This window comes from Micromonospora sp. L5 (assembly GCF_000177655.2).
Lineage (GTDB): Bacteria > Actinomycetota > Actinomycetes > Mycobacteriales > Micromonosporaceae > Micromonospora > Micromonospora aurantiaca.
Map to the genome: position 1 here is coordinate 5534206 of NC_014815.1, position 25241 is coordinate 5559446.

28 protein-coding genes are annotated in these 25241 nt (G+C 73.5%); 16 read left to right on the top strand and 12 right to left on the bottom strand.

The annotated features are described in order from the left end of the window. Positions 1 to 26: 26 nt before the first annotated feature. Positions 27 to 1211 (top strand): lycopene cyclase family protein, encoded by a 1185-nt coding sequence (locus tag ML5_RS25425; RefSeq protein ID WP_187691220.1) that lies wholly within the window; start codon positions 27 to 29, stop codon positions 1209 to 1211. Here the strand turns inward: ML5_RS25425 and ML5_RS25430 are convergent. Further along, complete coding sequence (locus ML5_RS25430) at positions 1208 to 2326, bottom strand: serine hydrolase (RefSeq protein WP_236619289.1); 1119 nt, start codon at positions 2324 to 2326, stop codon at positions 1208 to 1210. The two genes, ML5_RS25425 and ML5_RS25430, sit on opposite strands and share 4 nt — an antisense overlap. Positions 2327 to 2403: 77 nt before the next feature. Beyond that, on the bottom strand, positions 2404 to 3192 hold the full coding sequence (locus ML5_RS25435) for a tyrosine-protein phosphatase (RefSeq protein WP_013476714.1): 789 nt from the start codon (positions 3190 to 3192) through the stop codon (positions 2404 to 2406). Between the two features lie 70 nt (positions 3193 to 3262). Between ML5_RS25435 and rnhA the strand changes: the two genes are divergently transcribed. Continuing rightward, the gene (gene rnhA / locus ML5_RS25440; RefSeq protein ID WP_013476715.1) at positions 3263 to 3826 is read left to right on the top strand and encodes a ribonuclease HI; all 564 of its coding nucleotides are present in this window, start codon (positions 3263 to 3265) and stop codon (positions 3824 to 3826) included. Here rnhA and ML5_RS25445 read toward each other — a convergent pair. The 4 genes from ML5_RS25445 to ML5_RS25460 all read right to left on the bottom strand — a co-directional run bounded on the left by ML5_RS25445 (position 3745) and on the right by ML5_RS25460 (position 5905). Then, complete coding sequence (locus tag ML5_RS25445; protein ID WP_013286433.1) at positions 3745 to 4005, bottom strand: hypothetical protein; 261 nt, start codon at positions 4003 to 4005, stop codon at positions 3745 to 3747. The two genes, rnhA and ML5_RS25445, sit on opposite strands and share 82 nt — an antisense overlap. Positions 4006 to 4041: 36 nt before the next feature. Then, entirely contained in the window at positions 4042 to 4296 is a 255-nt protein-coding gene (locus ML5_RS25450) for a hypothetical protein (RefSeq protein ID WP_013476716.1), read from the bottom strand. A 140-nt stretch (positions 4297 to 4436) separates the two neighbouring features. Beyond that, positions 4437 to 5477, bottom strand: a complete 1041-nt coding sequence (locus ML5_RS25455; protein ID WP_013476717.1) for a pentapeptide repeat-containing protein — start codon at positions 5475 to 5477, stop codon at positions 4437 to 4439. A 26-nt stretch (positions 5478 to 5503) separates the two neighbouring features. Beyond that, positions 5504 to 5905, bottom strand: coding sequence for an SSI family serine proteinase inhibitor (locus ML5_RS25460; RefSeq protein ID WP_013476718.1), 402 nt, complete (start codon positions 5903 to 5905; stop codon positions 5504 to 5506). A gap of 408 nt (positions 5906 to 6313) precedes the next feature. On the opposite strand from ML5_RS25460, the gene ML5_RS25465 reads away from it, so the two are divergent. From ML5_RS25465 to ML5_RS25485, 5 genes are all read left to right on the top strand, one after another. Next, positions 6314 to 7321, top strand: a complete 1008-nt coding sequence (locus tag ML5_RS25465) for an ABC transporter permease (protein ID WP_013476719.1) — start codon at positions 6314 to 6316, stop codon at positions 7319 to 7321. Between the two features lie 56 nt (positions 7322 to 7377). Continuing rightward, positions 7378 to 9123: an ABC transporter substrate-binding protein gene (locus tag ML5_RS25470; RefSeq protein WP_013476720.1), complete on the top strand. Its 1746-nt coding sequence runs from the start codon at positions 7378 to 7380 to the stop codon at positions 9121 to 9123. Positions 9124 to 9186: 63 nt separating this feature from the next. Further along, complete coding sequence (locus ML5_RS25475; RefSeq protein ID WP_013476721.1) at positions 9187 to 10176, top strand: ABC transporter permease; 990 nt, start codon at positions 9187 to 9189, stop codon at positions 10174 to 10176. A 15-nt stretch (positions 10177 to 10191) separates the two neighbouring features. Then, a complete protein-coding gene (locus ML5_RS25480) occupies positions 10192 to 11256 on the top strand; it encodes an ABC transporter ATP-binding protein (RefSeq protein WP_013476722.1) in 1065 nt (354 codons plus the stop codon). Next, positions 11253 to 12359 carry an ABC transporter ATP-binding protein gene (locus tag ML5_RS25485; protein ID WP_013476723.1) on the top strand — a complete coding sequence of 369 codons (1107 nt, stop codon included), beginning with the start codon at positions 11253 to 11255 and terminating at the stop codon, positions 12357 to 12359. Before ML5_RS25480 ends, ML5_RS25485 begins: the two co-directional genes overlap by 4 nt. 29 nt (positions 12360 to 12388) lie before the next feature. On the opposite strand, the gene ML5_RS25490 is transcribed toward ML5_RS25485, so the two are convergent. Then, positions 12389 to 13195 (bottom strand): SDR family oxidoreductase, encoded by an 807-nt coding sequence (locus ML5_RS25490; RefSeq protein WP_013476724.1) that lies wholly within the window; start codon positions 13193 to 13195, stop codon positions 12389 to 12391. Between the two features lie 93 nt (positions 13196 to 13288). Between ML5_RS25490 and ML5_RS25495 the strand changes: the two genes are divergently transcribed. Next, positions 13289 to 13678, top strand: coding sequence for a hypothetical protein (locus tag ML5_RS25495; protein WP_013476725.1), 390 nt, complete (start codon positions 13289 to 13291; stop codon positions 13676 to 13678). A 132-nt stretch (positions 13679 to 13810) separates the two neighbouring features. Here ML5_RS25495 and ML5_RS25500 read toward each other — a convergent pair whose 3' ends face one another. Together ML5_RS25500 and ML5_RS25505 are read right to left on the bottom strand one after the other, a co-directional pair. Then, positions 13811 to 14518, bottom strand: a complete 708-nt coding sequence (locus tag ML5_RS25500) for a B3/4 domain-containing protein (RefSeq protein ID WP_013476726.1) — start codon at positions 14516 to 14518, stop codon at positions 13811 to 13813. A 27-nt stretch (positions 14519 to 14545) separates the two neighbouring features. After that, a complete protein-coding gene (locus ML5_RS25505) occupies positions 14546 to 15154 on the bottom strand; it encodes a LysE family translocator (protein ID WP_013476727.1) in 609 nt (202 codons plus the stop codon). Between the two features lie 29 nt (positions 15155 to 15183). Between ML5_RS25505 and ML5_RS25510 the strand changes: the two genes are divergently transcribed. Further along, a complete protein-coding gene (locus tag ML5_RS25510; RefSeq protein ID WP_013476728.1) occupies positions 15184 to 16746 on the top strand; it encodes a PLP-dependent aminotransferase family protein in 1563 nt (520 codons plus the stop codon). On the opposite strand, the gene ML5_RS25515 is transcribed toward ML5_RS25510, so the two are convergent. Continuing rightward, a complete protein-coding gene (locus ML5_RS25515) occupies positions 16710 to 17705 on the bottom strand; it encodes a YafY family protein (protein ID WP_013286420.1) in 996 nt (331 codons plus the stop codon). The two genes, ML5_RS25510 and ML5_RS25515, sit on opposite strands and share 37 nt — an antisense overlap. Before the next feature lie 44 nt (positions 17706 to 17749). On the opposite strand from ML5_RS25515, the gene ML5_RS25520 reads away from it, so the two are divergent. Both ML5_RS25520 and ML5_RS25525 read left to right on the top strand, forming a co-directional pair. Next, on the top strand, positions 17750 to 18226 hold the full coding sequence (locus tag ML5_RS25520; protein WP_013286419.1) for a hypothetical protein: 477 nt from the start codon (positions 17750 to 17752) through the stop codon (positions 18224 to 18226). Further along, positions 18226 to 18681 carry a hypothetical protein gene (locus ML5_RS25525; RefSeq protein WP_013476729.1) on the top strand — a complete coding sequence of 152 codons (456 nt, stop codon included), beginning with the start codon at positions 18226 to 18228 and terminating at the stop codon, positions 18679 to 18681. Before ML5_RS25520 ends, ML5_RS25525 begins: the two co-directional genes overlap by 1 nt. Here ML5_RS25525 and ML5_RS25530 read toward each other — a convergent pair. Further along, positions 18656 to 19336 (bottom strand): TetR/AcrR family transcriptional regulator, encoded by a 681-nt coding sequence (locus tag ML5_RS25530; protein ID WP_013286417.1) that lies wholly within the window; start codon positions 19334 to 19336, stop codon positions 18656 to 18658. The two genes, ML5_RS25525 and ML5_RS25530, sit on opposite strands and share 26 nt — an antisense overlap. Positions 19337 to 19452: 116 nt before the next feature. Here ML5_RS25530 and ML5_RS25535 point away from each other — a divergent pair, with 116 nt between their 5' ends. From ML5_RS25535 to ML5_RS25555, 5 genes are all read left to right on the top strand, one after another. Beyond that, positions 19453 to 20949, top strand: coding sequence for an NAD(P)/FAD-dependent oxidoreductase (locus ML5_RS25535; RefSeq protein WP_013476730.1), 1497 nt, complete (start codon positions 19453 to 19455; stop codon positions 20947 to 20949). Beyond that, positions 20942 to 21853: an SDR family oxidoreductase gene (locus ML5_RS25540; protein ID WP_013476731.1), complete on the top strand. Its 912-nt coding sequence runs from the start codon at positions 20942 to 20944 to the stop codon at positions 21851 to 21853. Before ML5_RS25535 ends, ML5_RS25540 begins: the two co-directional genes overlap by 8 nt. Further along, a complete protein-coding gene (locus ML5_RS25545; protein WP_013476732.1) occupies positions 21850 to 22689 on the top strand; it encodes an alpha/beta fold hydrolase in 840 nt (279 codons plus the stop codon). The genes ML5_RS25540 and ML5_RS25545 overlap by 4 nt, the downstream gene beginning before the upstream one ends. Before the next feature lie 69 nt (positions 22690 to 22758). Then, positions 22759 to 23409 (top strand): GntR family transcriptional regulator, encoded by a 651-nt coding sequence (locus ML5_RS25550; RefSeq protein WP_013476733.1) that lies wholly within the window; start codon positions 22759 to 22761, stop codon positions 23407 to 23409. After that, the gene (locus ML5_RS25555) at positions 23406 to 24689 is read left to right on the top strand and encodes a nitrate/nitrite transporter (RefSeq protein WP_013476734.1); all 1284 of its coding nucleotides are present in this window, start codon (positions 23406 to 23408) and stop codon (positions 24687 to 24689) included. The genes ML5_RS25550 and ML5_RS25555 overlap by 4 nt, the downstream gene beginning before the upstream one ends. A 38-nt stretch (positions 24690 to 24727) precedes the next feature. Here the strand turns inward: ML5_RS25555 and ML5_RS25560 are convergent, their stop codons facing one another. Further along, positions 24728 to 25141 carry a hypothetical protein gene (locus ML5_RS25560; protein ID WP_013476735.1) on the bottom strand — a complete coding sequence of 138 codons (414 nt, stop codon included), beginning with the start codon at positions 25139 to 25141 and terminating at the stop codon, positions 24728 to 24730. Positions 25142 to 25241: the final 100 nt, after the last annotated feature.

Below are 25241 nucleotides of genomic sequence, written 5' to 3' on the forward strand. Positions count from 1 at the left end.
CTCCGCCGATGTGGCAGCGTGGCCGGATGCACGCATCCTTCCCGGTCGACGTCGACCTCGCGCTGGTCGGCGGCGGCGGCGCCGCGTCCCTGGTCCTGGCCGCGCTGGACCGCCACGACGTGACCGGGCTGCGGGTCGCGGTGGTCGACCCGGTGCACAAGCGCGGCCAGGACCGCACCTGGGCGTTCTGGGGCCTGCCCGGCGACGACCTCGACCCGATGCTGAGCGCGAGCTGGTCGCAGGTCGACGTGGTCACGCCGGCCGGCCGCCGTGTCCTGTCGCTCGACCCCCTGCGGTACGCCATGCTCCGCTCCGCCCCGGTCTACGACCGGGCTGCCGAGGCCGAGCGGCGGCTGGACGTGGTCCGGATCAGCGTCCCGGCGGGGGAGCTGCACGACGACGGTGAGCGGGTCACGGTCCGCGACCCGGACGGGCGGGACCTGGTGCGGGCCGGGTGGGTGCTGGACTCCCGGCCCCGGCGGCCGAAGCGGCCGGGACGGACCAGCTGGTTGCAGCACTTCCGCGGCTGGTGGCTGGCCGCCGACCGGCCCACGTTCGACCCGGAGCGGGCGGTGCTGATGGACTTCCGCACGCCCCAGCCGCAGCGCGGCGTCTCCTTCGGGTACGTGCTGCCCATCGACGACCGGTTCGCGCTCGTCGAGTACACCGAGTTCGGGCCGGCCCTGCTCGACGACGCGGGCTACGACGCGGCGCTGCGCGGGTACGCCGACCTGCTCGGCCTGGACCTGACCGCGCTGCGGGTGCGGGAGGTCGAGGACGGCGTGATCCCGATGACCGACGGGCCGTTCGAGTCCCGCCCGAGCCCGCGCGTGGTGCGGCTGGGCACCGCCGGTGGGGCGACGCGCCCGTCGACCGGGTTCACGTTCTCGGCGATGCTGCGCCAGGCCGACCAGGTGGCCGGGGCGCTCGCCGCCGGCCGCCCGCCGGTGCCGGCGCCCGCGTACCCGGGCCGGCACCTGTGGATGGACGCGGTGGCGCTGCGCGCGCTGGACCGGGGACACGTCGGCGGCGTGGAGTTCTTCGAGCGGCTGTTCGACCGCAACCCGCCGGAACGGGTGCTGCGGTTCCTCGACGGCGTGACCAGCCCGGCCGAGGATCTGGCGGTGATGCGGTCCAGCCCGCTGCTGCCGATGACCGGCGCGGTGCTCGGCGACGCGGCCGGCCGGCTGCGGGCCCGCCTGCGGCGCTAGCCTCGGTGGCCGGTCGCTGCGGCGACGCGGTCGCGCACCAGCGTCCGCAGTTGCTCCATCGGGTCGCCGTCGCCCGCGCCGAGCCGGTTGCGCACCGCCGCCACCGTCAACCCCAGTTCCGGGTACGCGAACGCGAGGCTGCCGCCGCTACCGGCGGTGCCGAACGATCCGTCGTCGTCGACCGCGTACCCGAGCCCGAACGTGCTCTCCTGCCCGAACACCCACTCCTGGGCGCGTACCGCCGGGGCGGACACCTCCCGCATCCGCTCGGCGGAGATCAGCCGTACCCCGTCGACCGGACCGAGCAGCGCCGCGTACATCCGGGCCACCGCGCGGGCGCTCATCGTGCCGACCGACGGCACGTCGGCGCGCAGCACGTCGGGGCGGGAGCCGATGACGGTGTCCGGCCGTACGCCGGGCGGGGCGACCGCGTCGAAGTGCGGCAGGTTGGCCCCGGCCCAGGTCATCAGCGCGGACAGGCCGGCGTCCTCCAGCCGGGCCAGGCGGGGCAGGTCCGCCTCCGGTACGCCGAGGAACAGTTCCCGGTCCACGCCGAGCGGCCCGGCCACCTCCTCGGCGAGCACCTGCGACACCGGGGCGCCGGTGACCCGCCTGATCACCTCGCCGAGCAGCCAGCCCCACGTCCAGGCGTGGTACGCGAGCCGCTCGCCCGGTGCCCACAGCGGCCGCGCGTCGGCGAGCAGCTCGCACATGCGCGTCCAGTCGGTGAAGTCCTCCGGCGTGACGTCGGCCGGCAGCGCGGGCAGGCCGGCGGTGTGGGTGAGCACGTGCCGCAGCGTGATGCCGTCCTTGCCGTGCCGGGCGAACTCCGGCCACACCCGCGCCAGCGGCAGGTCGTAGTCGAGCCGTCCCCGCTCGGTCAGCACGTGCACCACTGTGGCGGTGAGGCCCTTGCCGGTGGAGACCGCGTGCACGGGCGTGTCGGCCGTCATCGGCCGGCCGGTGGTGGTGTCGGCGAGCCCGGCCTGTTCGGTGACGATCGCGACCCCGTCCAGGTAGGCGGCTACCTGCACACCCGCCTCCCGCCCGGAGGAGACCAGCTCGTCGATCGTCGCCCGTACCTCGGCCCGCAGGCCGTCCCACCGCGTGTCCACGATCACGCAGCGTGCCAGACCGTGGCATCGGCGTCGTCTGCTTTTCGTGGGGGACGGCGACGGCGGCCGGCGGTGCTCTACCGGGCGGCCGGCGTCGGCGTACTGCCGGTGGTGCCCTGGGTGGGCAGCGGGATGGAGTCGCCGGTCAGCAGCCGGGCGCGTAGCGCGTCGATCGTCTCCTGGCTGACGCCGAGCCGGCCGGTCACGTATCCGTGCACCGAACCGTGGGCGGCCCGTAGGTCGGCCAGCACCAGCCGGATGATCTCGGCCGGCGCCCGCCCGTACGCGGGCCAGCCCGGCGTGGCGCCACCGTTGCGGTCCCGCCACTCGGCGACCAGGCGGTCGGTGGCCTGCTCGGTTTGCGCGAAGTCCGCTGCGATCTGGTCCTCGTCGACGCCGAGCAGGGACAGCACCAGCGCGGCGAGCAGCCCGGTGCGGTCCTTGCCGGAGGCGCAGTGGAACACCAGCGGGTGCTCGCCGTCCGCGATCACCTCGATCGCCTGGCGCAGCTCGGCCACGCCGTCCTCGGCCACCTCGGCGTACCGGTCGGCCAGGTAGCGCCATGGGTCCACGTCGGGGTCGATGTCGGCCTGCACGTACGGCCGGTGTTCGATGCTCAGGTTGTGCCAGGTGACGCCGAGGCTCTCCGGGGCCCGGCCGCGGTCGGCGATCTCCCACGGGTACCGCAGGTCGATCACGGTGCGGACGCCGAGTGCCGCGAACCGTTCCAGATCCTCACCGGCGAGCTTGGCCAGCGAGTCGGAGCGGTAGAGGCGGCCCCGGGCGACGGTGCGGCCGTCGCCGGTCCGCCAGCCACCGAGGTCACGGAAGTTGCAGAGCGTGGCGAAGTCCGGGGGAGTGGTCACACCGGCACGCTAGCCGGGCGCGGCGGGTCGGGTGGTCCCGCGTGCTCGCGTACCCGGTAGGTTGCCGGGCATGGTGGAGGCGGAGACCGGCCGGGTCGTGGAGATCTGGACCGACGGCGCGTGCAGCGGCAATCCCGGGCCCGGCGGGTGGGGCGCGGTGCTGCGCTGGGGCGGGCACGAGCGGGAGCTGTGCGGCGGCGAGGCCACCCCGACCACCAACAACCGGATGGAGCTGACCGCCGCGATTCGGGCGCTGGAGAGCCTCACCCGACCGGTGACGGTACGGCTGCACACCGACAGCACGTACGTGCGCAACGGCATCACCGGCTGGCTGAACGCGTGGAAGCGCAACGGCTGGCTGACCGCGGCGAAGCAGCCGGTGAAGAACGCCGACCTGTGGCAGGCGCTGGAGGCGGCGTGCGCCAGGCACGACGTGACGTGGCTGTGGGTGAAGGGCCACAACGGGCACCCGGAGAACGAGCGCGCCGACGCGCTGGCGAACCGGGGCATGACCGAGGCGCGGAGCGGCGCGGCGGCCGCCCCGCGTACGGCTCAGCGCAGCGGCCGGCCCTCCTCGATCTCCTCCGGCTCCTCGGACGGGTCGCCGGTGCCGGAGACCGCATCGACGTCGTAACCGGCGCGGCTGACCTCTCGTGCCGAGCGCCGGTCCTCGGCGGGCAGGTCGGCGAAGTCGTCACCGGTGTCGTCGGTGGTGTGCAGGGATTCGCCCGGCGGGCGCAGGGACGCCTCGTACGCGGTCGCGCCGTCGGGTTCGTCGCCGGCCGCGCGGCCGAAGGACTCTTCACTGGTCATGTCGCACTCCTGCCCGCAGCGGGTGACGGCAAACGTTCAGCGGGCGGCGTCCCGTCCGCGGGCCGCGTCCGGGTGGGTCGGCATCGAGGAGCCGCCCGAGCTGCTGCCGGAGGCGCCGCCCGCCATGCCGGATCCGTCGTCCTCGGTCATCTCGTCCGGTTTCGGCGCACCGGGAGCGGGGGCCGGCACGTCGGTGTCCGCGGCCGTCTGCACCAGCGGCACCTGCCCGGCCTCGTCCTCGGCGTGCGCCGGGTCGACCGGCTCCTCACCGTCGCGTGCCCGATACCCCACCGGTGGCCCCCCCTGTCGGTCAACAGCCGTCCGCGCCGCCTACCCGACCCCACCCCCACCAAACGCGGCCCCGGCCCGTCTCGCGGTGATCAAGGAGTTCGTGTCCCGATCCGGCCCCGAACCGGACACAAACTCCTTGATCACCGCTGTGGCGGGTGCGGGTGCGGGCGGGGTGGCGTCAGCGGGGTCGGGGGCGGCGCTGGCGCGGCTGGGGGGCGAGTCGGGGTCAGCGTCAGGGACCAGTGGGATGGGCGGCGTAGTCCGGGCGGCAGCACCGTGCGGTGGTCGCCGCGCGCGGCGTCGAGCTGCGACTGGTGCGTGAACAGGCACCCGCCCAGGTCCGCGCCGCGCAGGTCGGCCCCGCGCAGGTCCGCGCCGGTCAGGTCGGCGGCGCCGAGGCGTACGCCCCGCAGGTCGGCTCCGATCAGGCAGGCGCCGCGCAGGTTCGCCCCGGTCAGCGGGGTACGGCGCAGGTCCGTCCCGATCAGCATCGCGCCCCGGCGGTCCGGGCCGGCCCGCCCGGCGCGGGCCTGTTCGGCGGCGCGGGACAGCAGCCGGTTGGCCCGGTCCCGGTGCGCGTCGACGTCGAGGGCGAGCAGGTCGTCGGGGGTGCCGTCGGTGAGCCGGCCGGTCTCGTCGAGCGCGGCGGTCAGCTCGTCGCGCAGCGGGCCGGGCGGGGTCAGGCGTACCGCCTCGGTCAGGTACCACAGCAGCTCGTGCAGCGGCCGAAGTACGGCGAAGCTGTCGAACATCCGCTGGGCGGTGGCCGGGTCGGCCCGCCAGTCGCGGCCGGCGAACGTGTGCTGGGTGAGGTGCTGACCGGCGCCGAAGCAGTCGAACACGGTGCAGCCGGGGAAGCCGCGTTGCCGCAGCTCGGTGTGGATGCCGCAGCGGAAGTCGGCGCCCAGGTTCGGGCAGGGCCGCCCGGCGGGCTTGTCGATGGCGAAGTCGGCCGACGCGGTGAACGCGGGAGCGACGCAGCACACCCCGGCGCAGCGCGAGCAGTCCGCCCGCAACTCCCGCCCGCCGCCCCCGCCCGCCACCGGCCCGTCCACCCGCACAGTCTCCCCTCCGAACACCCCGCCCCCATTCTCCGCACCCACCCCACCCACCTCCCGACCCACCCCGTCGATCATGAAGTTGACGGCGACAAAACGGACCGGAACCGCCGCCAACCTCATGATCAACGCGACAAGGTGAGGCGGGGTCAGAAGGTGAAGAGGGAGGCGGTGGTGCGCTGCATCAGGCAGGCGTTGCCGAACGTCCGGGTGTAGGAGACCGGGCGGTCCTGCCAGATGCCCACGGCACGCGCGACGACCGGGTCGTACTGCGAGGTGCACGGCGCACCGTCCACGTCGAGCGCGTCCAGGTCGCCGTCGACGCGGGCGACGAGCCGGCAGGCGGTGATCGGGTCGGGGTGCAGGCCGCCGGTGGGCCCGCAGGTCAGCACCGTGGCGCGCAGGCCGGCGCCGTCGTCGACGGTGAGCAGCAGCACCGAGGGGGTCTCGGGGCCGGGGCGCGGCGCGGCCTGCGCGGGAGGGGCCGGCGCGGCGAGGCCGCCGAGCGCGGCGGCCAGGGCCAGAGCGGCGGTACGTCGGGCGAAGGGCATGGGTGGTCCTTCCGTCGGGGCCCCGGGTGAGGGCCGGTGGACGGCCCGGCACGTCGTGCGAACCGGACCGCCGAGAACCCTAGGTGGACGGTGTGAACGCGAAGAGTCACGAAGTGTTACGCCAGTCGACCCCGCTGCCGGTCCGGTGTTACATCGGCGCACGGGAATGCCCGAACGGCTGACAACCGCCCGAGTGCCTCGCAGGAGCGCATTCCGAATTGGCGGTACGGCCACCTGAAAGGCTGACAACCGAATCGGGCCGTTATTGCGCCGATGCATTCCGTACGCCGGATCGTTGTCAATGCACGACAACCGGAACGGCCGTTACCGGAACGATTCTTTTGAGCACCTCATAGCGCATTACCGTCGGGTGGCAGGGCGTTTTCGTCCCCGTCGGGAGGACTGCTCATGAGCGAACTGTCGCACCCACCGGCCGCTCCCGGCCCCGATGTCGAGGCCGTTCCCGGCCCCGCCGGCCGGCCCGGCGAATTCGTCGGCCGGTCGCCCGGCCGGCTCGCCTGGCTGCGGCTCAAACGCGACCGTACGGCCAAGGCCAGCGCCGTCACGCTCGCCGTCGCCGCCCTGGTGGCGCTCGGCGCGCCACTGCTGGGACGGCTCACCGGAATCGACCCGACCGACAAGTTCGTGGACCGCCTCAACGATTTCGGAATGCCGATCGGGTACGCCGGCGGAATCAGCTCCGACCATTGGCTGGGGCTCGAACCCGGCAGCGGCCGGGACATCCTGATGCAACTGGTCTACGGCCTGCGGACGTCCCTGTTCATCGCGTTCACCTCGGCGCTGCTGGCATCCGGCATCGGTGTCGCTGTCGGGGTGCTGGCCGGGTGGGCCAGAGGCTGGCTGGACAGCGTCGTCAACTGGCTGATCGACCTCACGCTGGCGTTCCCGTTCCTCATCTTCGCGCTCGCGGTCATCCCGATCCTCCAGGACCGCTTCTACTCCGACCGGGAGGCGCCGTCGCCGGCCTTCCGGGTGGCCCTGATCGTCGCGACCTTCGGCCTGTTCAGCTGGACGTACACCGCGCGGCTGGTCCGCGGGCAGGTGATCTCGCTGCGCGAGCGGGAGTTCGTCGAGGCGGCCCGTGCGGCCGGCGCCGGCACCACGCACATCCTGCTGCGGCAGCTGCTGCCGAACATCTGGGCGCCGATCCTGGTCACCGTCTCGCTGATGGTGCCGCAGTTCATCGCCATCGAGGCGGCGCTGGCGTTCGTCAACATCGGCGTCACCGAACCCACGCCCGACCTGGGCCGCATGATCTTCAACAGCATCGGCTACGTCGCGAGCGACCCCTGGTACACCCTGTTCCCCGGGTTGACGGTCTTCCTGCTGGTCCTGGCGTTCAACCTGCTCGGCGACGCGCTGCGCGACTCGCTGGACCCCCGCTCCACCCGGTAGTCCCACGGCCATCAGTGCCCGGCCGGCGGGGGCCGCCGGGCAGGAAGGAGCACACCGTGCGCGCACGAACCCGGACACTGACAGGTGTCCTCGCCGCGGCGGCGCTGGCCGCCGCCGGCTGCAGCCCCACCACCGACGACGGCGGCGGCGACGACCAGAAGACCAAGACCCAGAGCGGATCGATCTCGTACGAGGCCGCCGACAACCAGGGCCCGGCGAAGGACGTCGACGGGGCGACCCGCGGCGGCACCCTCACCGTGATGCAGCCGGCCGACTTCGAGCACCTCGACCCGGCCCGCAACTACGTCAACGTGCAGCAGGTCGCCGGTGGGCTGCTGTACCGCGCGCTCAACGGCTACAAGGAGGACGGCAGCGGCAAGCTGCTGCTCGTCGGCGACCTGGCCACCAACCCCGGCAAGGACGTGAACGGCGACTGCAAGGTCTGGGAGTTCACCCTGCGCGACGGCGTGAAGTACGAGGACGGCACGCCCGTGTCCAGCAAGGACGTCGCCCACGGCATCGCCCGGTCGTTCGCGGCGAACCTCAACGAGGGCCCGCACTACATCCAGCAGTGGCTCTACCCGGGCGGGGCGTACAACGCCACCTACAAGGGACCGTACGACGGGGGCAAGCCGGTGCCCGACGGCGTCGCCACACCCGACGACCGGACCATCCGGTTCACCTTCCCGCAGCCGCACTGCGACCTGCCGTACGCGGCGGCGCTGCCGACCAGCGCGCCCGTGCCCGCCGCGAAGGACACCCGCGCGAACTACGACCTGCGGCCGTTCTCGTCCGGGCCGTACCGGGTGAAGACCTACCAGCGCGACGTGTCGCTGGAGCTGGAACGCAACCCGAACTGGGATCCGGCGACCGACCCGATCCGCAACGCGTACCCGGACGCGATCCGGATGACGTTCGGCCTGGAGCAGGCCCAGATCGCCGAGCGCCTGGTCGCCGACGGGCCGGCCGACCAGGCGGCGCTGAGCTGGTCGGACGTGCCGCCGTCGGTGCTGCCCCGCACCACCGGATCCGGCGTCTCCGACCGCGTGGTACGCGGCCCGACGCAGTACAACTGGGTGCTGAGCATCAACACCCAGCGGGTCACCGACCTGAGTGTACGGCGGGCGCTGAACTACGCCGTCGACAAGGACGCCCTGCTCAAGGTGCTCGGCGGGCAGGCCGCCGGCTCACCCGCCACCACGCTCATGTCGCCCACCACCGCCGGATTCGTCCCGTACGACCTGTACAACGCCCCGGTCACCGGCGACAAGGCCAAGACCGCCGAGCTGCTCGCCGGCAAGCGGCCGAAGCTGGTGCTCGCCCACTCCAACCTGGAACTGCGCACCCAGCAGGCCGAGGCGCTGCGCAAGAACCTCACCGACACGGGCTTCGACATCGTGATGAAGCCGATCGACAACAGCAGCTACTACGACGAGGTCGGCCGCAAGGACAACCCGTACGACCTCTACCTCACCGGCTGGGGCTCGGACTGGCCCACCGGCTCGACTGTGATCCCCCCGGTCTACGACGGACGGGAGATCGTGGCCGAGGGCAACCAGAACCTGTCGTACCTCAATGAACCGTCCGTCAGCGCGGAGATCGACCGGGTCCGCGACCTGCCGGCCGCCGAGCAGGACGCCGGCTGGATGGCGCTCGACCGCATGATCATGGACAAGTACGCCCCGGTGGTGCCCTGCTACTACGACGCCACCTACGAGCTGCACGGCTCGAAGGTCGGCAACGCCTTCCTCAGCGACGCGTTCGGGATCATCTCGCTCAACGGCATCTACGTGAAGAAGTGACAGCCGCGCGGGGGCGGCTGCCACGGCGTCCGCCCCCGCGCCCACCCCGGGGGAGGTGCTCCCGTGCTCCGTTTCGTCGTACGGCGGCTGCTCGTCGCCGCCCTGACCCTGGTCGTCATCAGCCTGGTCACGTTCGGTCTCTTCTTCGCGGTGCCGAGCAGCCCGGCGAAGGTGATGTGCGGCAAGAACTGCACGGCCGAGGACATCGCCCAGGTCGAGCGTCGCCTCGGCATCGACCAGCCGCTGCCCCGGCAGTACGCCGACTTCGTCAGCGGCGTCTTCGCCGGCCGTACCTACGGCGAGGGCGACTTCCGGCAGGACTGCCCGGCACCCTGCCTCGGCTACTCGTTCCGCAACAACCAGCCCGTCACCGAGATCGTCGCCCAGCGCGCCCCGGTGACGTTCAGCATCGTCCTCGGCGGTGCCGTGCTCTGGCTCGGCCTCGGCATCTCGCTGGGCATGGTGTCGGCACTACGCCGGGGTACGGCGTTCGACCGCGCCGCGATCGGCGTCACGCTGGCCGGGGCGTCGATGCAGGTCTACTTCTTCGGGCTGATCCTGCTCTACCTGCTCGTCTACTCCACCGGGCTGCTGCCGTTCCCCGGCTACACCCCGCTGACCGAGAACCCGTTCCGCTGGGCGGCCGGGCTGATTCTGCCCTGGATGACGCTCGGCTTCCTCAACTCGGCGTTGTACGCCCGGCTGTCCCGGGCGCAGATGGTGGAGACGCTGTCGGAGGACTTCGTGCGTACCGCCCGGGCGAAGGGGCTGCCCGCCCGGAAGGTGCACACCCGGCACGCGCTGCGGGCGGCGATCACACCGATCGTCACGATCGCCGGGCTGGACATCGGCACCAGCCTCGGCGGCACCTTCATCACCGAGACGATCTTCGGCCTCCAGGGTCTCGGCAAGGCGACTGTGGAGGCGGTGCAGTTCCTCAACCTGCCGGTGGTGATGGCGACGGTGCTGCTGGCGGCGGTGTTCATCGTGGTGGCCAACATCGTCGTCGACGTGCTGTACGCGGTGATCGACCCACGGGTCCGGCTGAGCTGACGGGAGGAGACGGACATGGTGGAGCTTCCGGCGCCGCGTCGCGGCGAGGGCCCGTACCTGTGGGTCAGGGATCTGCGGGTGCGGTTCGACACCGAGGACGGTGTGGTGCGGGCCGTGGACGGTGTGTCGTTCGCTGTGGAGCGGGGTCGCACGCTGGGGATCGTGGGGGAGTCGGGTTCCGGTAAGAGCGTGACGTCGCTGGCGATTCTGGGTTTGCACAACGCGAGGCGGACGGTCATCTCGGGGGAGATCTGGGTGGGTGGGCGTCAGCTGGTGGGGTTGGGTGAGGAGGAGGTGCGGCGGCTGCGGGGCCGGGACATGGCGATGGTTTTCCAGGATCCGTTGTCGGCGTTGCATCCGTACTACTCGGTGGGTAGGCAGATCGCTGAGGCGTACCGGGTGCATCATCCGAGGGCCGGTCGGCGGGAGGCGCGGACGCGGGCGGTGGACATGTTGGGCCGGGTGGGTATTCCGCAGCCGGCGCGGCGGTTCGATCAGTATCCGCATGAGTTCTCGGGTGGGATGCGGCAGCGGGCGATGATCGCGATGGCGTTGGTGAATGATCCGGATCTGCTGATCGCGGATGAGCCGACGACGGCGTTGGATGTGACGGTGCAGGCGCAGATCCTGGATCTGCTTGCCGATTTGCAGGAGGAGTTCCGGTCGGCGATCGTGTTGATCACGCATGACCTGGGTGTGGTCAGTCAGGTGGCTGATGACGTGTTGGTGATGTATGCGGGCCGGGCGGTGGAGCACGGGAGTGTGGAGCGGGTGTTGCGGGCGCCGCAGCATCCGTACACGTGGGGGTTGTTGTCGAGTGTGCCGTCGTTGCACGGTGACGCGGACGCGGACCTGCTGCCGATTCCGGGTAACCCGCCCAGTCTGATCAACCTGCCGTCGGGGTGTGCGTTTCATCCGCGGTGCCGGTGGGCCGACGTGAACGGCGACCGGTCGCGCGCCGAGGTTCCGGAGCTGGTTCCGGCGGGGGCGGCAGGGCATCTGGTGGCGTGTCATCTGCCGGTCGCCGCGCGGGAGCGGATCTATCGCGACGAGGTCGCGCAGGTGGGGGTGGCCCGATGAGTGCTGACCGGGACACGACGGGCGCGGTCGACGGCCGGCGGGGTGAGGCCGTCCGTGCGGTGCCGGTCGGCGAGCCGCTGCTGTCGGTGCGGGGGCTGACCAAGCACTTCCCCGTCCGGCAGGGCCTGCGCAGCACGGGTGCGGTGCGGGCGGTGGACGGGTTGGACTTCGACGTGCGGCCGGGCGAGACCCTCGGGCTGGTGGGGGAGTCGGGGTGTGGGAAGACCACGACCGGGCGGATGCTGGTCCGGCTGTTGGAGCCCACCGCCGGGTCGATCACCTTCGCGGGGCGGGACATCACCCACGCGGGGCGTGGTGAGCTGCGCGGGTTGCGGCAGGACCTGCAGATCATCTTCCAGGACCCGTACGCGTCGCTGAACCCCCGCCACACCGTCGGGCGGATCGTGGCGATGCCGTTGCAGGTCAACCGCATCACCCCACCCGGCGGCGTCAAGAAGCGGGTGCAGGAACTCCTGGAACTGGTCGGGTTGAATCCGGAGCACTACAACAGGTATCCGCACGAGTTCTCCGGCGGGCAACGCCAGCGCATCGGCATCGCCCGCGCCCTCGCCCTCAAACCCAAACTCATCGTCGCCGACGAACCCGTCTCCGCCCTCGACGTGTCGATCCAGGCGCAGGTCATCAACCTGCTACGCAGCCTGCAACAAGATCTCGACCTGGCGTTCGTGTTCATCGCCCACGACCTCGCCGTCGTGCGGCACTTCTGCCACCGCGTCGCCGTCATGTACCTCGGCAAGATCGTCGAGATCGGCGACCGCGACACCATCTACACGCGGCCACAGCACCCCTACACCCGGGCGCTGCTGTCCGCGATCCCCGACGTCACCACCCTCGGCCCCGCCGGACGGATCCGTCTCACCGGCGACGTGCCCACGCCACTCAACCCGCCGTCGGGCTGCCGCTTCCGCACCCGCTGCTGGAAAGCCACCGACCACTGCGCCACCGAAGAACCGGCGCTGACCACCCGCGACGACGGCAGACAGCAAACCGCCTGCCACTACCCCGAGAACGAGCCCGCAAGCTCCCGAGAGGATGCGGCGGTGGGAGCCACCCCCGAACCCGGCAGCAACGAACGCACCTGACCCACGACGGGGCCGGGGGCGACCAAGGACTAAGCAGCGCGCCACGAATGGGAGGAAAGCGCAGAAGCCTGCGGACCCATCAGCAGCATCCCCCCGTCCACCGCCCACGACGCCCCCGTCACGTACGCCGCAGCCGGTGAGGCGAGCATCGCCACCACCGCTGCCACCTCGCGGGCGTCACCGGGGCGCCCCACCGGCACGCCGGGACGCTCCTGCGTGAACGGGTCGACGTCCTCCTGCCCGGTCATCGGCGTGGCGATCTCGCCCGGTGCCACCGCGTTGACTGTGATCCCGTCGGCCGCCAGTTCCTGCGCCATCACCTTCGTGAGCAGGCCGAGCCCGCCCTTCGCCGCGCAGTACGCCGACGAGCCGACCCGGGGCGCGTGCTCGTGCACGCTGGTGATGCTGATGATCCGGCCACCTCGCCCGGCCGCGCGCATCCGCCGGGCGGCCCGCTGCGAGCACAGGAACGGCCCGTCCAGGTCCACCGCCAGCACGTCCCGCCACTTCTCCCAGCTCACGTCCACGAAGGGCTCGGACAGGCCGGTGCCGGCGTTGTTGACGAGTACGCCCAGGCCACCGAGCCGGTCGGCGAGCTCGTCGACCACCGCCGCCGCTTCGGGCAGCCGGGTCAGGTCCAGCTCGGCGGTCTCGCAGCGGCGGCCGGTGGCGCGTACCTCGGTGGCGGTACGGTCGGCCCCCGCCGCGTCGCCGTACCAGGTGATGCCGATGTCGTAACCGGCCTCGGCGAGCGCCACCGCGCACGCCTTGCCGATGCCGGAGTCCGCGCCGGTGACGATCGCGACGCGGTCGTAGTCCTCGTATCGTTCGGGCATGTCCGCGCACTACCCGCGGGTGGCGACCTCAACCGGCCGGACGACCCCGGCTCGCCCGGCGGTTTCGTCGTAGCCGCTCGCTAGGGTACGGGCGTGATCGCCGATGACTCCGACGCTGTGACAATCCGCTTCCTGCGCATGATGCGTGCCGAGATAGGCACCGAACGGGTGGGCGAGGATTCGCTCGGCCGCACCGTCGACCTCGCCCGGCGCTTGTGGGGTACCGGTGACGCCGCCGACGCGCGACTCGCCGACGCCCTGCGCGAGCTGCACGGCGAGCCGGTCGACCTGGCCGATCCGTACGACGTGGCGGGTGCCGCGAGCGCCCTGACGGCCGACGCCGGGCTGCTCACCGAGCCGGACCCGCGCGGCGCGGCGACGGCCCGGTTCGCCGCCAACGCCCGGCGGCTGCGCACCGGCGAGATCACCCCGGCCGAGTTCGACGAGCTGATGGCGCGCGACCGCACCGACCCCGACGCCTGACGACGAGCTGATGGTGCGCGACCGCACCGACGACCCCGATGCCTGACGACGAGCCGGGCGGCTGCCGGCGTCGTCGCCGGACGCCCGGAGCCTGCGTCACGCCGCGCGACCGGCCGTCACCACGCCGGCGGGTCAGCCCGTCCGGACCGGCACGGCCAACTCGGGCGCGTCAGCGGTGAGCAGCGCCGTCCGCGACGGCACGCGCCACAGCTCGTCCAGCGCCGCCGCCAGCTCGTCCAGCATCCGGCGTACGGTCGGCGCCGCCCCCTCGTGCATCGCCTCGACCACCACCAGCACCTCGGTGGTGCCGGCCCGTACCGCTGACGTGCCGCTCTGCCGGTGGCACCAGCGCCGGGCGTGCGCGTTCCCGCCCTGGTCGGCGAAGATCACCTCGCCGGGCGCGGGCTGCTCGCTGTCACCGCCGAGCCCTAGGTAGGACTCCGTGCCGTCGGCCGGGCGCACTGTCAGGTCGCCGCCGATCCGGGCCAGGTCGAGCACTGCGACCGGGACCGCGCACCGGACCGAGAGCGCGTTGCCGAGGTCCACGAGCGGATGCAGCCGGGGCAGGTCCCCGTCCCGCCGCAGCCGGCGCAGCAGCGACTCGGCCGCGCAGCGGTAGCGGGTCGGCGGGCAGCCCATCCGGGCGAACGCGCGACGCCACGCCTGGATCTCCGGGAAGCCGCCCTCCGGCCCGGCGGCGAGCCGGTCCCGGGCGGCGCCGAGATACCCGGCCAGCCGTGGCGTGACGTCGATGTCGGGCGTGACGCCGGTGGCGTGCAGGACGCCGCAGGTCAGTTCGGGAAAGGCCGACCAGATCTCGGGGGAGTGCCGGAAACGCACGGGAAGACTCCTTCCAGGTGCTGAGGGCTAGGCGGTGAACGCGAGGCCGAGGCCCAGGACGAGGAAGCTGCCGGCGAAGGCGTGCCGCAGCAGCCCGGTCAGCCGGGGCCGGGACAGCACCCGTCGGCGCAACGCCCCGGCCAGCAGCGCGTACCCGGTGAACACCAGCAGCGTGACGGCCATGAACACCAGGCCGCAGGCGAGCATGCGCGCTGCGGCGGCGGGCGCGTCCGGCGGTACGAACTGCGGCAGGAACGCCACGAAGAACACAGTCACCTTCGGGTTCAGCAGGTTCAGCAGCACCCCGTCCCGGAACACGGCCGCCGCCGGACGCGGGGGCCGGTCGCCGTCGAGGGCGAACGTGCCCCGGTCGCGCAGCGCCGACCAGGCCATCCAGAGCAGGTACGCCACGCCCAGCCAGGTCACCACGCGGAACGCCGGGGTGCCGGCGCGCAGCAGGGCGGCCAGTCCGGTCACCGCGGCGATCACGTGCGGGACGAGGCTGAGCGTGCCCCCGGCGGCAGCGGCCAGGCCGGCCCGGCGTCCGGCGGTCACAGTGGTGGCGAGCGTGTGCATCACCCCGGTGCCCGGAGTGATCGCGACGACGAGCGACGTCAGCAGGAAGGCGACTGTCATGCGGTCCAGCCTGTGCCCATAATGGCCCGATGGACAGGGCCAAAGCTGCCGTTCCCGAGGAGTCCAAAGCGGCCGGCGCGGACTTCCTCCAGCTCGACGTCGGCGAGGCGCCGCCCGGCGGCCGCGCGGACTGGCTCGCCGCCCGGCTGCGATCCGCCATCGCCGACGGACGGGCGCCGGTGGGCACCCGTCTGCCCGCCAGCCGGGTGCTCGCCGCCGAGCTGGGCGTCTCCCGCGGTGTGGTGACCGAGGCGTACCAGCGGCTGGCCGAGGACGGGCAGGTGGCGGGACGCGGCCGGGCCGGAACGGTGGTGGTCGCCACGCCGGCCGCCGTGGTCACCCGGCCGCCCGAGCCGAGGAGAGCACCGCAGGTGTTCGCCACCCGGCCCGGCGTCGACGCGTTCGACGAGCTGCGCGCCGTACCGGCGCAGGTGGACCTGACTCCCGGCGTACCCGATCTGGCGGCCTTTCCCCGCGCGGCCTGGCTGCGGGCCGAGCGGGCCGTGCTGCACCGGATGACGCCCGCCGCGCTCGGCTACGGCGACCCGGCCGGCACGCCCGCGCTGCGGCTCGCGGTCGCGAACTGGCTGGCCCGCAACCGGGGCGTCCGTGCGGACCCGGCCGAGGTGGTGATCGTGGCCGGGGTGTCCCAGGCGCTCGGCCTGCTCGCGCGGGTGCTGCACGACCGGGGTACGCACACCGTCGCGGTGGAGGATCCCGGCTCGCTGGGCGTACGGCAGCACCTGGTCTACTCCGGGCTGGCGACACCGCCGATCCCGGTGGACGACAGTGGCCTGTGTGTCGACGAGCTGGAGCGTTCCGGCGCTCCGGCCGTGCTGCTCACCCCGGCGCACCAGTTCCCGACCGGGGTGGTGCTCGACGGCGACCGGCGCCGGCGGCTGCTGCGGTGGGCACGCGACGGCGGCTTGGTGGTGGAGGACGACTACGACGCCGAGCACCGCTACGACCGTCCGCCGGTGCCGGCGCTGCGTGCCATGGCGCCGGATCGGGTCTGCTACGTCGGCAGCATCTCCAAGCTGCTCGCGCCGGCCCTGCGGATCGGGTGGATGCTGGTGCCGCCCGCGCTGCACGCCGACGTGGTGGCCGCGAAGCGGGCGGCCGACCTCGGCAACGCGGCGTTGCCGCAGCTCGTGCTGGCCGAGCTGATGGAGTCCGGCGCGCTGGAACGGCACCTGCGGCTGCTGCGCCACCGGCACGTACGCCGGCGGGACGCGATGATCCGGGCGGTCCGCGCGTACCTGCCGGGGGCGGTGGTGCACGGCGCGGCGGCCGGGCTGCACCTGATGGTCACGCTGCCCGGCGACGTCGACGACCGGGTGCTGGCGGCGGCGGCGCTGCGCCGCGGCGTCAAGGTCCACCCGCTGTCGTGGCACAGCCGGCGCCCGCAGCCACCCGGCCTGGTCCTCGGCTACGCGGCGACCCCGCCCTCCGAGATCGACCGAGCCCTCTCCACGGTGGCCGACGCCGTCACCCCGCCCCGTGATCAAGGAGTTCGTGTCCGAGTCGATCTCCTGGAGGGACACGAACTCCTTGATCAACCGGGGAGAGGCGGGGCGGAGGGCGGGTGGTAGAGGGCAGCCAGGGCGGCGGCGGTTTCGGACAGGCGGGTGCGCAGCGCCTCCGGGGCGAGGACCTCCACGTCGGCGCCGAGCCGGAGCAGGTCGCCGTGGGCGTGGGTGAGCGACTCGATCGGGATGACCGCGTGCACCCAGCCGGTGGCGTCGGGCGGGCCGGCGCTCGCCTCGGCGGCGGCCACCACCACGTCGCTGCCGACCTCGCGCAGCCGGGCGAACCCGCGTGGCGACAGCCGGATGCGCGCCTCGTCGCGGTGCAGGCCGGCCCGGAACTCCACCACGTGCGCGCGCCACCACGCCGGCAGGTCGAACTCCGGCCGCTCGAACGGCTCGTCCAGCGGGGTCAGGTCCAGGATCTGGTTGACCCGGTAGGTGGCCGGGTCGGCGCGGTCCGGCCGGGCGGCGACCAGGTACCAGCGTCCGCCTTTGAGCACCAGCCCGTACGGTTCGAGGACCCGGGTCGTCTCGCCCCGCCAGCCCCGGTACCGCACCCGGAGCCGGTGCTGCCGCCACACCGCCTCGGCGGCCTCGGCCAGGTGCGGCGACGGGTCGCCGTCGGAGTACCAGCCCGGTGTGTCCAGGTGGAACCGCTGTTCCAGCCGGGCCGCCCGGTCGGCCAGCGGCGCGGGCAGCGCGGCCCGCAGCTTGAGCTGGACGGCGGCGACGACCGACTGGTAGCCCAGCTCGGCCGCAGGCCCGGGGAGCCCGGCGAAGAGCAGGCGGTCCGCCTCCTCGGCGGTGAGCCCGGTCAGCCGGGTGCGCCAGCCCTCCACGAGCCGGTAGCCGCCGTCGTGTCCGGCTTCGCCGTACAGCGGGATGCCCGCGGCGTGCAGCGCCTCCACGTCCCGGTAGATCGTGCGCGCCGACACCTGGAGGCGGGCGGCCAGGTCGGCGGCGGTGAGCCGGCCGTGCGCCTGGAGGAGCAGCAGGATGGACAGGAGTCGGCTGGCCCGCATTCCACTGACACTAGCTGTCAGGGGAGCGGTCCTAGCGTGCCCGCATGGCTTTTCACGACAAGGAGCTGACCGTGCCGGGGACCGTCGAGGTGGCCGGCCGGCACGTCAAGCGCTACCACATGGACCAGCCGGACCGCCGCCTCGAACCGCGGGTGGTCGACGCCGCGTACGCGTACCTGCCGTCGCTGCTGCCCGGCCCGGACGGCTCCACCCCGCCGGCGAGCTGGGTGGTGCTGCACCGGGGCGCGGACACCGGGGCGTACCTGCTGGCGTACAGCTGGTTCTTCGACAACGTCGTCGAGTGCCGCATCGCGATCGCCGGGCAGCCCGCGCTGGACTGCCCGGACGACGACCCGGCGCACTTCGTCGACCTCACCCGTCCCGGCGTCGGCTGCGTCTGGGAACTGGGCGTACTGGAACACGAGCGCACCGCCTGGATCCGGCACGTGCTCGCACCGGACCGGCCGGACCTGGCGGGTTACCTGGCCGACGCCCGGGCCGAGGGGCCGGTGGGCCGCTGATGGGCGACTTCGACTTCCTCGTCGGCACCTGGGACGTGACCAACCGGCGCCTGCGGCAGCGCCACGTCGGCGGCGACGACTGGGACGAGTTCGCCGGTGTCAGCGAGGCGCGCTCGTTCTTCGACGGCGCGGGCAGCTTCGACGAGATGCGCTGCCCGAGCCGGGGCTTCTCCGGCTCCACGGTGCGCATCCTGAACCCGTCGACCGGGCTGTGGTCGATCTACTGGATGCACAGCAGCCGTGGCGTGCTGGAACTGCCCCCGGTGGTCGGCCGGTTCACCGGCGGCGTCGGCACGTTCTACGCCGACGACACCGACGAGGGGCGGCCGGTACGCTGCCGGTTCCTCTGGTCGGCGGTCACCGCCGACTCATGCCGCTGGGAGCAGGCGTTCTCCACCGACGGTGAGCGCACGTGGGAGACCAACTGGGTCATGGAGTTCCGCCGGACGCGGTGACCGGCGGCGTGGCGGTCCGGTAGATCGCGGTCAGCCACACGTCGAGCAGCACGTCCACCACGTCCCGCTCGGCCACCGCCGGGCCGTCCCCGGCGAACGTGGCATACCAGACGCGCTCGTTCATCGAGTTCAGCGCGATGGCGAGGTCCCGGGCGGGCAGCCCGTCCGGGGCCGCGCCGCGGGCGCGTTCGGACTCGATCGCGGCCTGCACCGCGCGGACCCAGCGCTCCAGCACCTCGGCCCAGAGCCGCCGCACCTCGGCGTTGGTGCCGCGCACCTGGGCGCAGGCCAGCACCACGTCCCGGTGCCCGCCGAACGTGGCGTGGAACCGGGCGATCAGCTCCCGCCAGTGGGCGCGCGGATCCTCGGCGAGCCGCTCGAACACGCCCCCGGCGGCGGCGTCGGCCTCCTCGGTGACCCGGTCGAGCAGCGTGAGCAGCACCGCGTCCTTGGACGGGAAGTAGAAGTAGAACGTGGGCCGGGAGATCCCCGCGCCGCGCGCCAGGTCGTCGATGGAGATGTCGGCGAAGGGACGCTCGGCGAGCAACCGCTCGGCCGTGGCCAGGATCGCGGTCTCCCGGTCGTCGCCGGTGGACCGGCCGGCCCGCCGCCCGCGCGTCGGCGCGGCGCCGGTCGGCGTACGGGCGGTCGTCATGTCGGCAGATGCTACACCCGCTCGACACCCTGTCGATTCGACTCGACACGGTGTTGACTGCGGTCGACGGCGATGGATAGTGTCCGGTCCACCGCCGGTGCGAACGGGAGAAACCGATGGCCGCAGACCACGTCGACGTCCTCATCGTCGGGGCCGGCCTGTCCGGCATCGGCGCCGCCGTCCACCTCGGACGTGAGTGCCCCGGCAAGACCTACGCGGTGCTGGAGGCCCGGGGCGCCATCGGCGGCACCTGGGACCTGTTCCGCTACCCGGGCATCCGCTCCGACTCCGACATGTACACCCTCGGCTACTCGTTCAAGCCGTGGACCGACCCGAAGGCCATCGCCGACGGCGACTCCATCCGGGCGTACGTCCGGCAGACCGCCCGCGAGTACGACGTGGAGCGGCACATCCGCTTCCACCACCGGGCCGTCCGCGCCGAGTGGGACAGCGCCACCGCGCGCTGGACCGTGCACGCCCACCGCGACGACACCGGCGAGGACGTCACCCTCACCTGCGCCTTCCTGTTCACCAACTCCGGCTACTACCGCTACGACGAGGGGTACACGCCGCGGTTCCCCGGCGTCGAGCGGTACGCCGGCACGCTCGTGCACCCGCAGCACTGGCCCGACGACCTGGACTACGCCGGCAAGCGGGTCGTGGTGATCGGCAGCGGCGCCACGGCTGTCACCCTGGTCCCGGCCATGGCCGAGCGGGCCGCCCACGTCACCATGCTCCAGCGCTCACCCACGTACGTGATCGCGCTGCCCTCGCGCGACCCGTTCGCCGACGCCGCGCGGCGCTGGCTGCCCCCGAAGGCCGCGTACGCGGTGGCCCGGTGGAAGAACGTCACGCTCGGCGTGGCCAACTTCCAGCTCAGCCGCCGCGCCCCCGGCGTGGTGAAGCGGTTCCTGCGCCGGGCCGCGAAGGGCCGCCTCCCGTCCGGGTACGACGTCGACAGGCACTTCTCGCCCCGCTACAACCCGTGGGACCAGCGGCTGTGCGTGGTGCCGGACGGGGACCTGTTCGCCGCGCTGAGCGCCGGCCGCGCGTCGGTGGTGACCGACACCATCGACACGTTCACCGAGCACGGCATCCGGCTCGCCTCCGGTGAGGAGCTGCCCGCCGACGTGGTGGTCACCGCCACCGGTCTCAACCTGCTCGCGCTCGGCGGCATGACGCTGGCTGTCGACGGCGCCGAGGTCGACCTCGCCTCGACTGTCGCCTACAAGGGCATGATGCTGTCCGGCGTGCCGAACTTCGCCATGACCATCGGCTACACCAACGCCTCCTGGACGCTCAAGGCCGACCTCGTCGCCACGTATGTGTGCCGGCTGCTGCGCCACCTCGACGACACCGGCCGGCAGATCGTCACGCCGCTCGCCCCGGACACCGACGACCTGGTGCCGATCATCGACCTTCAGTCCGGCTACGTGCTGCGCGCCGTCGACCAGCTGCCCAAGCAGGGGCCGCAGGCGCCGTGGCGGCTGCACCAGAACTATCCCCGCGACGTACGCCTGATGCGGCACGGCCCGCTCACCGACGGCGTACGGTTCGACCGCGCCGGCGTACCCGCCACGGCGGCCACCACCTCGGGAGGAACCGATGCGTGACCTCGTCTTCCCCGGCGGCACGGCGGTGCTCACCGGCGCGGCGAGCGGCATCGGCGCGGCACTGGCCCACGGCCTGGCCCGGCGCGGCGCCGATCTGGTGCTGCTCGACCGGGACGCCGACGGCCTGGCCGCCACCGTGGCCGCGATCCGGGCCGCGTACCCGGACCGGCGGGTGGAGACCCATCTGGTCGACCTGGCCGACGCCGACGCCACCGACCGGGTCGCCGCCGAGATCCACAGTGCGCACCCCCGGATCCGCCTGCTGATCAACAACGCCGGTGTGGCGCTGGGCGGGCGCTTCGACCAGGTCACCCTGGAGGAGTTCCTCTGGGTCATCGAGATCAACTTCCGGGCGGTGGTCCGCCTGACCCACGCGCTGCTGCCCGCGCTCAAGGCCGAACCCGGCGCCCACCTGGTGAACGTGTCCAGCCTGTTCGGTCTGATCGCGCCCGCCGGGCAGGCCGCGTACGCGGCGAGCAAGTTCGCCGTACGCGGCTTCACCGAGGCGCTGCGGCACGAGCTCGTCGACGACGGCGTCGGCGTCACATCGGTGCACCCGGGCGGCATCCGCACCCGGATCGCCGCCAGCGCCCGGGTGGGCAGCGGCGTGGCCCTCGACGAGTACGACGCCGGACGCAAGCAGTTCGAGAAGCTGCTCACCATCGACCCGGCGACCGCCGCCGAGGTGATCCTGCGCGGCGCGCAGCGCCGTCGCGGCCGGGTGCTGATCGGCTGGTCGGCGAAACTGCCCGACCTGCTCGCCCGCGTCGCCCCCGCCGGGTACGGCCGGGTGCTGGCCCTGGGCATGCGCCTCCGTCCGGCCCGGCGGGCCGACGCCGGCGTGCCGGTGCCGCCTCCCCGGACCGGCGAGGAGGCCGGGGCGGAACCCGGACGCCGGGCGTGACGCTCGCCCTGCCCCCGGCCGGCGAGCGCACCGTCGACGGGCGGCGTACCCGCTGCCGGATCAGCGGCGACGGGCCGCCCGTGGTGCTGCTGCACGGCATCGGCCGTACCCTCGACGACTTCACCGCCCTGCACACGGAGCTGGCCCGCGACCACCTGGTGCTCGCGGTGGACCTGCCCGGGCACGGCGGCTCCGCGCCGCTGGACGGACCGCACACGCTCCCGGCGCTGGCCGCCGCGGTGGCCCGCTTCCTGGACGTGGCCGGGGTGACCGGCCCCGCCCACCTGGTCGGCAACTCCCTCGGCGGGGCGGTCGCGATGCGCCTGGCCGCCGACGAACCGCGGCGCGTCGCCAGCCTGGCGTTGCTCAACAGCGCCGGCTTCGGCCGCGAGGTGACGGTGGCGCTGCGGCTGCTCGCGGTACGCCCGCTGGCCCGGCTGCTGCTGCGCCCGCACCCGGGGATCGTCCGCCGGACCGAACGGGCGATCTTCCACGACCCGGCGTACGTCACCGCCGAGCGGCTCGCCACCGCGCTCGCGGTGGCCCGGCAGCCGCACGCCGCCCGGGTGATGCTGGAGCTGGTCCGCGACCTGGGCACCTGGCGCGGCGTACGCCCGCAGTGGCGCGCCGACCTGCTCGACGCGGTGGCCGCGCTCGGCCTGCCCACGCTGCTCGTCTGGGGCGAGCGCGACCTGGTCCTGCCCGCCGCGCACCTGGCGTACGCCCGCACCCGGCTGCCCGAGGCGCGCAGCCACCTGTTCCGCGACACCGGGCACATGCCGCAGATCGAGCGGACCGCCGAGGTGGAGGCGCTGCTGCGGGAGCTGTGGGCCTGACCGTGGCCTGCGCCACTGTCCCGGCCCGCGCCGGGCCGGCGGGGCGGCCGGCGGAGCAAGCTTAGATACATGACGCATCCCAGCCGGACCGCGCCGTCCGCCGCCGAGCGGGCGTACCGGCACCTCAAGCAGGCCATCCTGGAACAGTCCTACCCGGGCGGCCAGCTCGTCAGCGAGGGCGAGATCGCCGAGGCGACGGGGGTGTCCCGCACCCCGGTCCGGGAGGCGCTGCTGCGGCTGGAGACCGAAGGGCTGGTCAAGCTCTACCCGAAGCGCGGCGCGCTGATCCGGCCGGTCTCGGCCCGGGAGATCGCCGACGTGATCGAGGCCCGCCGCCTGGTCGAGCTGCACGCCGCCGACCGGGTCTGGCCGCGCCGCGCCGAGCTGCGCGCCGACCTGGTCCGCCGGCTGGACGAGATGCGCCGCGCGCACGCCGCCGGTGACATCACCACCCTGATGGCCGCCGACCGCTCGTTCCACGCCGCAGTGGTCGAGGCCGCCGGCAACGAGATCCTCGCCGAGCTGTACCACCGGCTGCGCGACAGGCAGCTCCGCATGGGCGAGGCGAGCTTCCGGCTCTCACCCGGCTGGGCCGAGGTCGCCCTCACCGAGCACGCCGGCCAGCTCGCCGCGCTCGACGGCGACGACCCGCAGGCCTGGCACGACGCGGTCGCCGCGCACATCGACACCGCCGCGCGGATGCTCGGGACGCTGCGGTGAACGCGGGTCGCCGCCCCGCCGCCCTGGTGTACGCGGTGGCCGTCACCGCCTATCTGACGGCCGTGTTCCACCGCAGCTCCCTCGGCGTGACGGGGGTCGACGCGGCGGAGCGCTTCCACATCAACGCCGCCGCGCTCGCCACGTTCTCCGTCGCCCAACTCGCCGTCTACGCCGCCATGCAGGTGCCGGTCGGGGTGCTGCTGGACCGCTACGGCTCACGCCGGCTGCTGCTGGCCGGCGGCGCGCTCATGGTGGCCGGGCAGCTCCTGTTCGCGGTGGCCGGCGACGTACCGGCCGCCGTCGCCGCCCGGGTGCTCGTCGGTCTCGGCGACGCCATGACCTTCATCAGCGTGCTGCGCATCGTCGCGTTCTGGTTCCCCGGCCGGCGCAACCCGCTGCTGGTGCAGCTCACCGGCACCGTCGGCCAGTTCGGTGCGGTGCTCGGCGCCGTACCCCTGGTGCTGCTGCTGCACCGCGCGGGCTGGACCCCGGCGTTCCTGACCGCCGCGGCGCTCGGCGCCACGGTGGTGCTGCTGGTCCTCGTCGCGGTACGCGACACCCCGCATGCCGAACACGCCACCGCGCTCGCCCCCGACCTGGCCACCGTACGGCGGCAGCTCGCCGACGCCTGGGCGCAGCCCGGCACGCGGCTGGGCCTGTGGACGCACTTCGTCACCCAGTTCTCCGGCGCGGTGTTCGCGCTGCTGTGGGGGTACCCGTTCCTCGTGCAGGGGCAGGGGTTCTCGCCGACTGCGGCGGCCGGGATGCTCACCCTGATGACAGTGGTGACGCTCGTGTGCGGGCCGGTGATCGCGCACCTGTGCTCGCGCCACCCGTTCCACCGCTCGGTCGTGGTCTTCGCGATCACCGCCACCACCGCCGGGGTGTGGGCGGTGGTGCTGGCCTGGCCCGGCCGCGCGCCGCACTGGCTGCTGGTGGCGCTCGTGGTGGTGCTCGCGGTGAACGGACCCGGCTCGATGATCGGGTTCGACTACGCCCGCACGTTCAACCCGGTGCACCGCATCGGCAGTGCCACCGGCATCGTCAACGTGGGCGGCTTCGTCGCCTCGATCGCGCTGATCCTGGCCGTCGGCGTGGTGCTCGACCTGGCCACCCCGGCCGGGCGGGACGCGCCGCCGCTGTCCGCGTTCCGCTGGGCGTTCGCCGTGCAGTTCCTGCTCTGGGCGCTCGGCGCGGCGCAGGTGCTGCGCTACCGCAACGCCGCCCGTCGCCGCCTCGCCGACGAGCGGGCCGCCGCTGCGGTGCCGGCGGCGGCCTGAGTACGCGGGCGGCCGGGCGCGGTTTCGGCGCGGCCGGCTCAGGGCCGGTGCCGCACCAGCGAGTCGAGCACCAGGGTCAGCCCCGCGCCGACCAGCCACACGTCCTTGGCCAGGCCGATGCCCTCCTGGCTCGGCCGCAGGCTGCTGCCCTCGCGCATGCCCGGCGTCTTCAGGTAGAGCTGCACCAGACCCGCGCCGAACGCGGTGAGCGCGGCTCCGGCCAGCAGCGACGGGACGAACGGGGCGAGCAGCGCCGCGCCGAGCGCGACCTCGCCCCGGGACAGCAGCACGGCGAACCGGTCCGGCGGGATCTGCCGCAGCTGCGGCATCGCGCCGGCCGCCATGCCGTGCATGCCCGCGGCGGCCTCACCCTCCAGGCCCCGCTTGCCCAGCCCGGAGTTCAGGATGTACGCGCCGATCGCGACCCGCAGCGGCGCATGCGATAGCCTCATGATCACTCCCGTCCCACCTGGTAGAACCGGCACACCGGGTACCCGGTCATGACCAGGACAATCCGGCGGCCTTCAGTGGTTCGCGGGTCATGATCAGCGG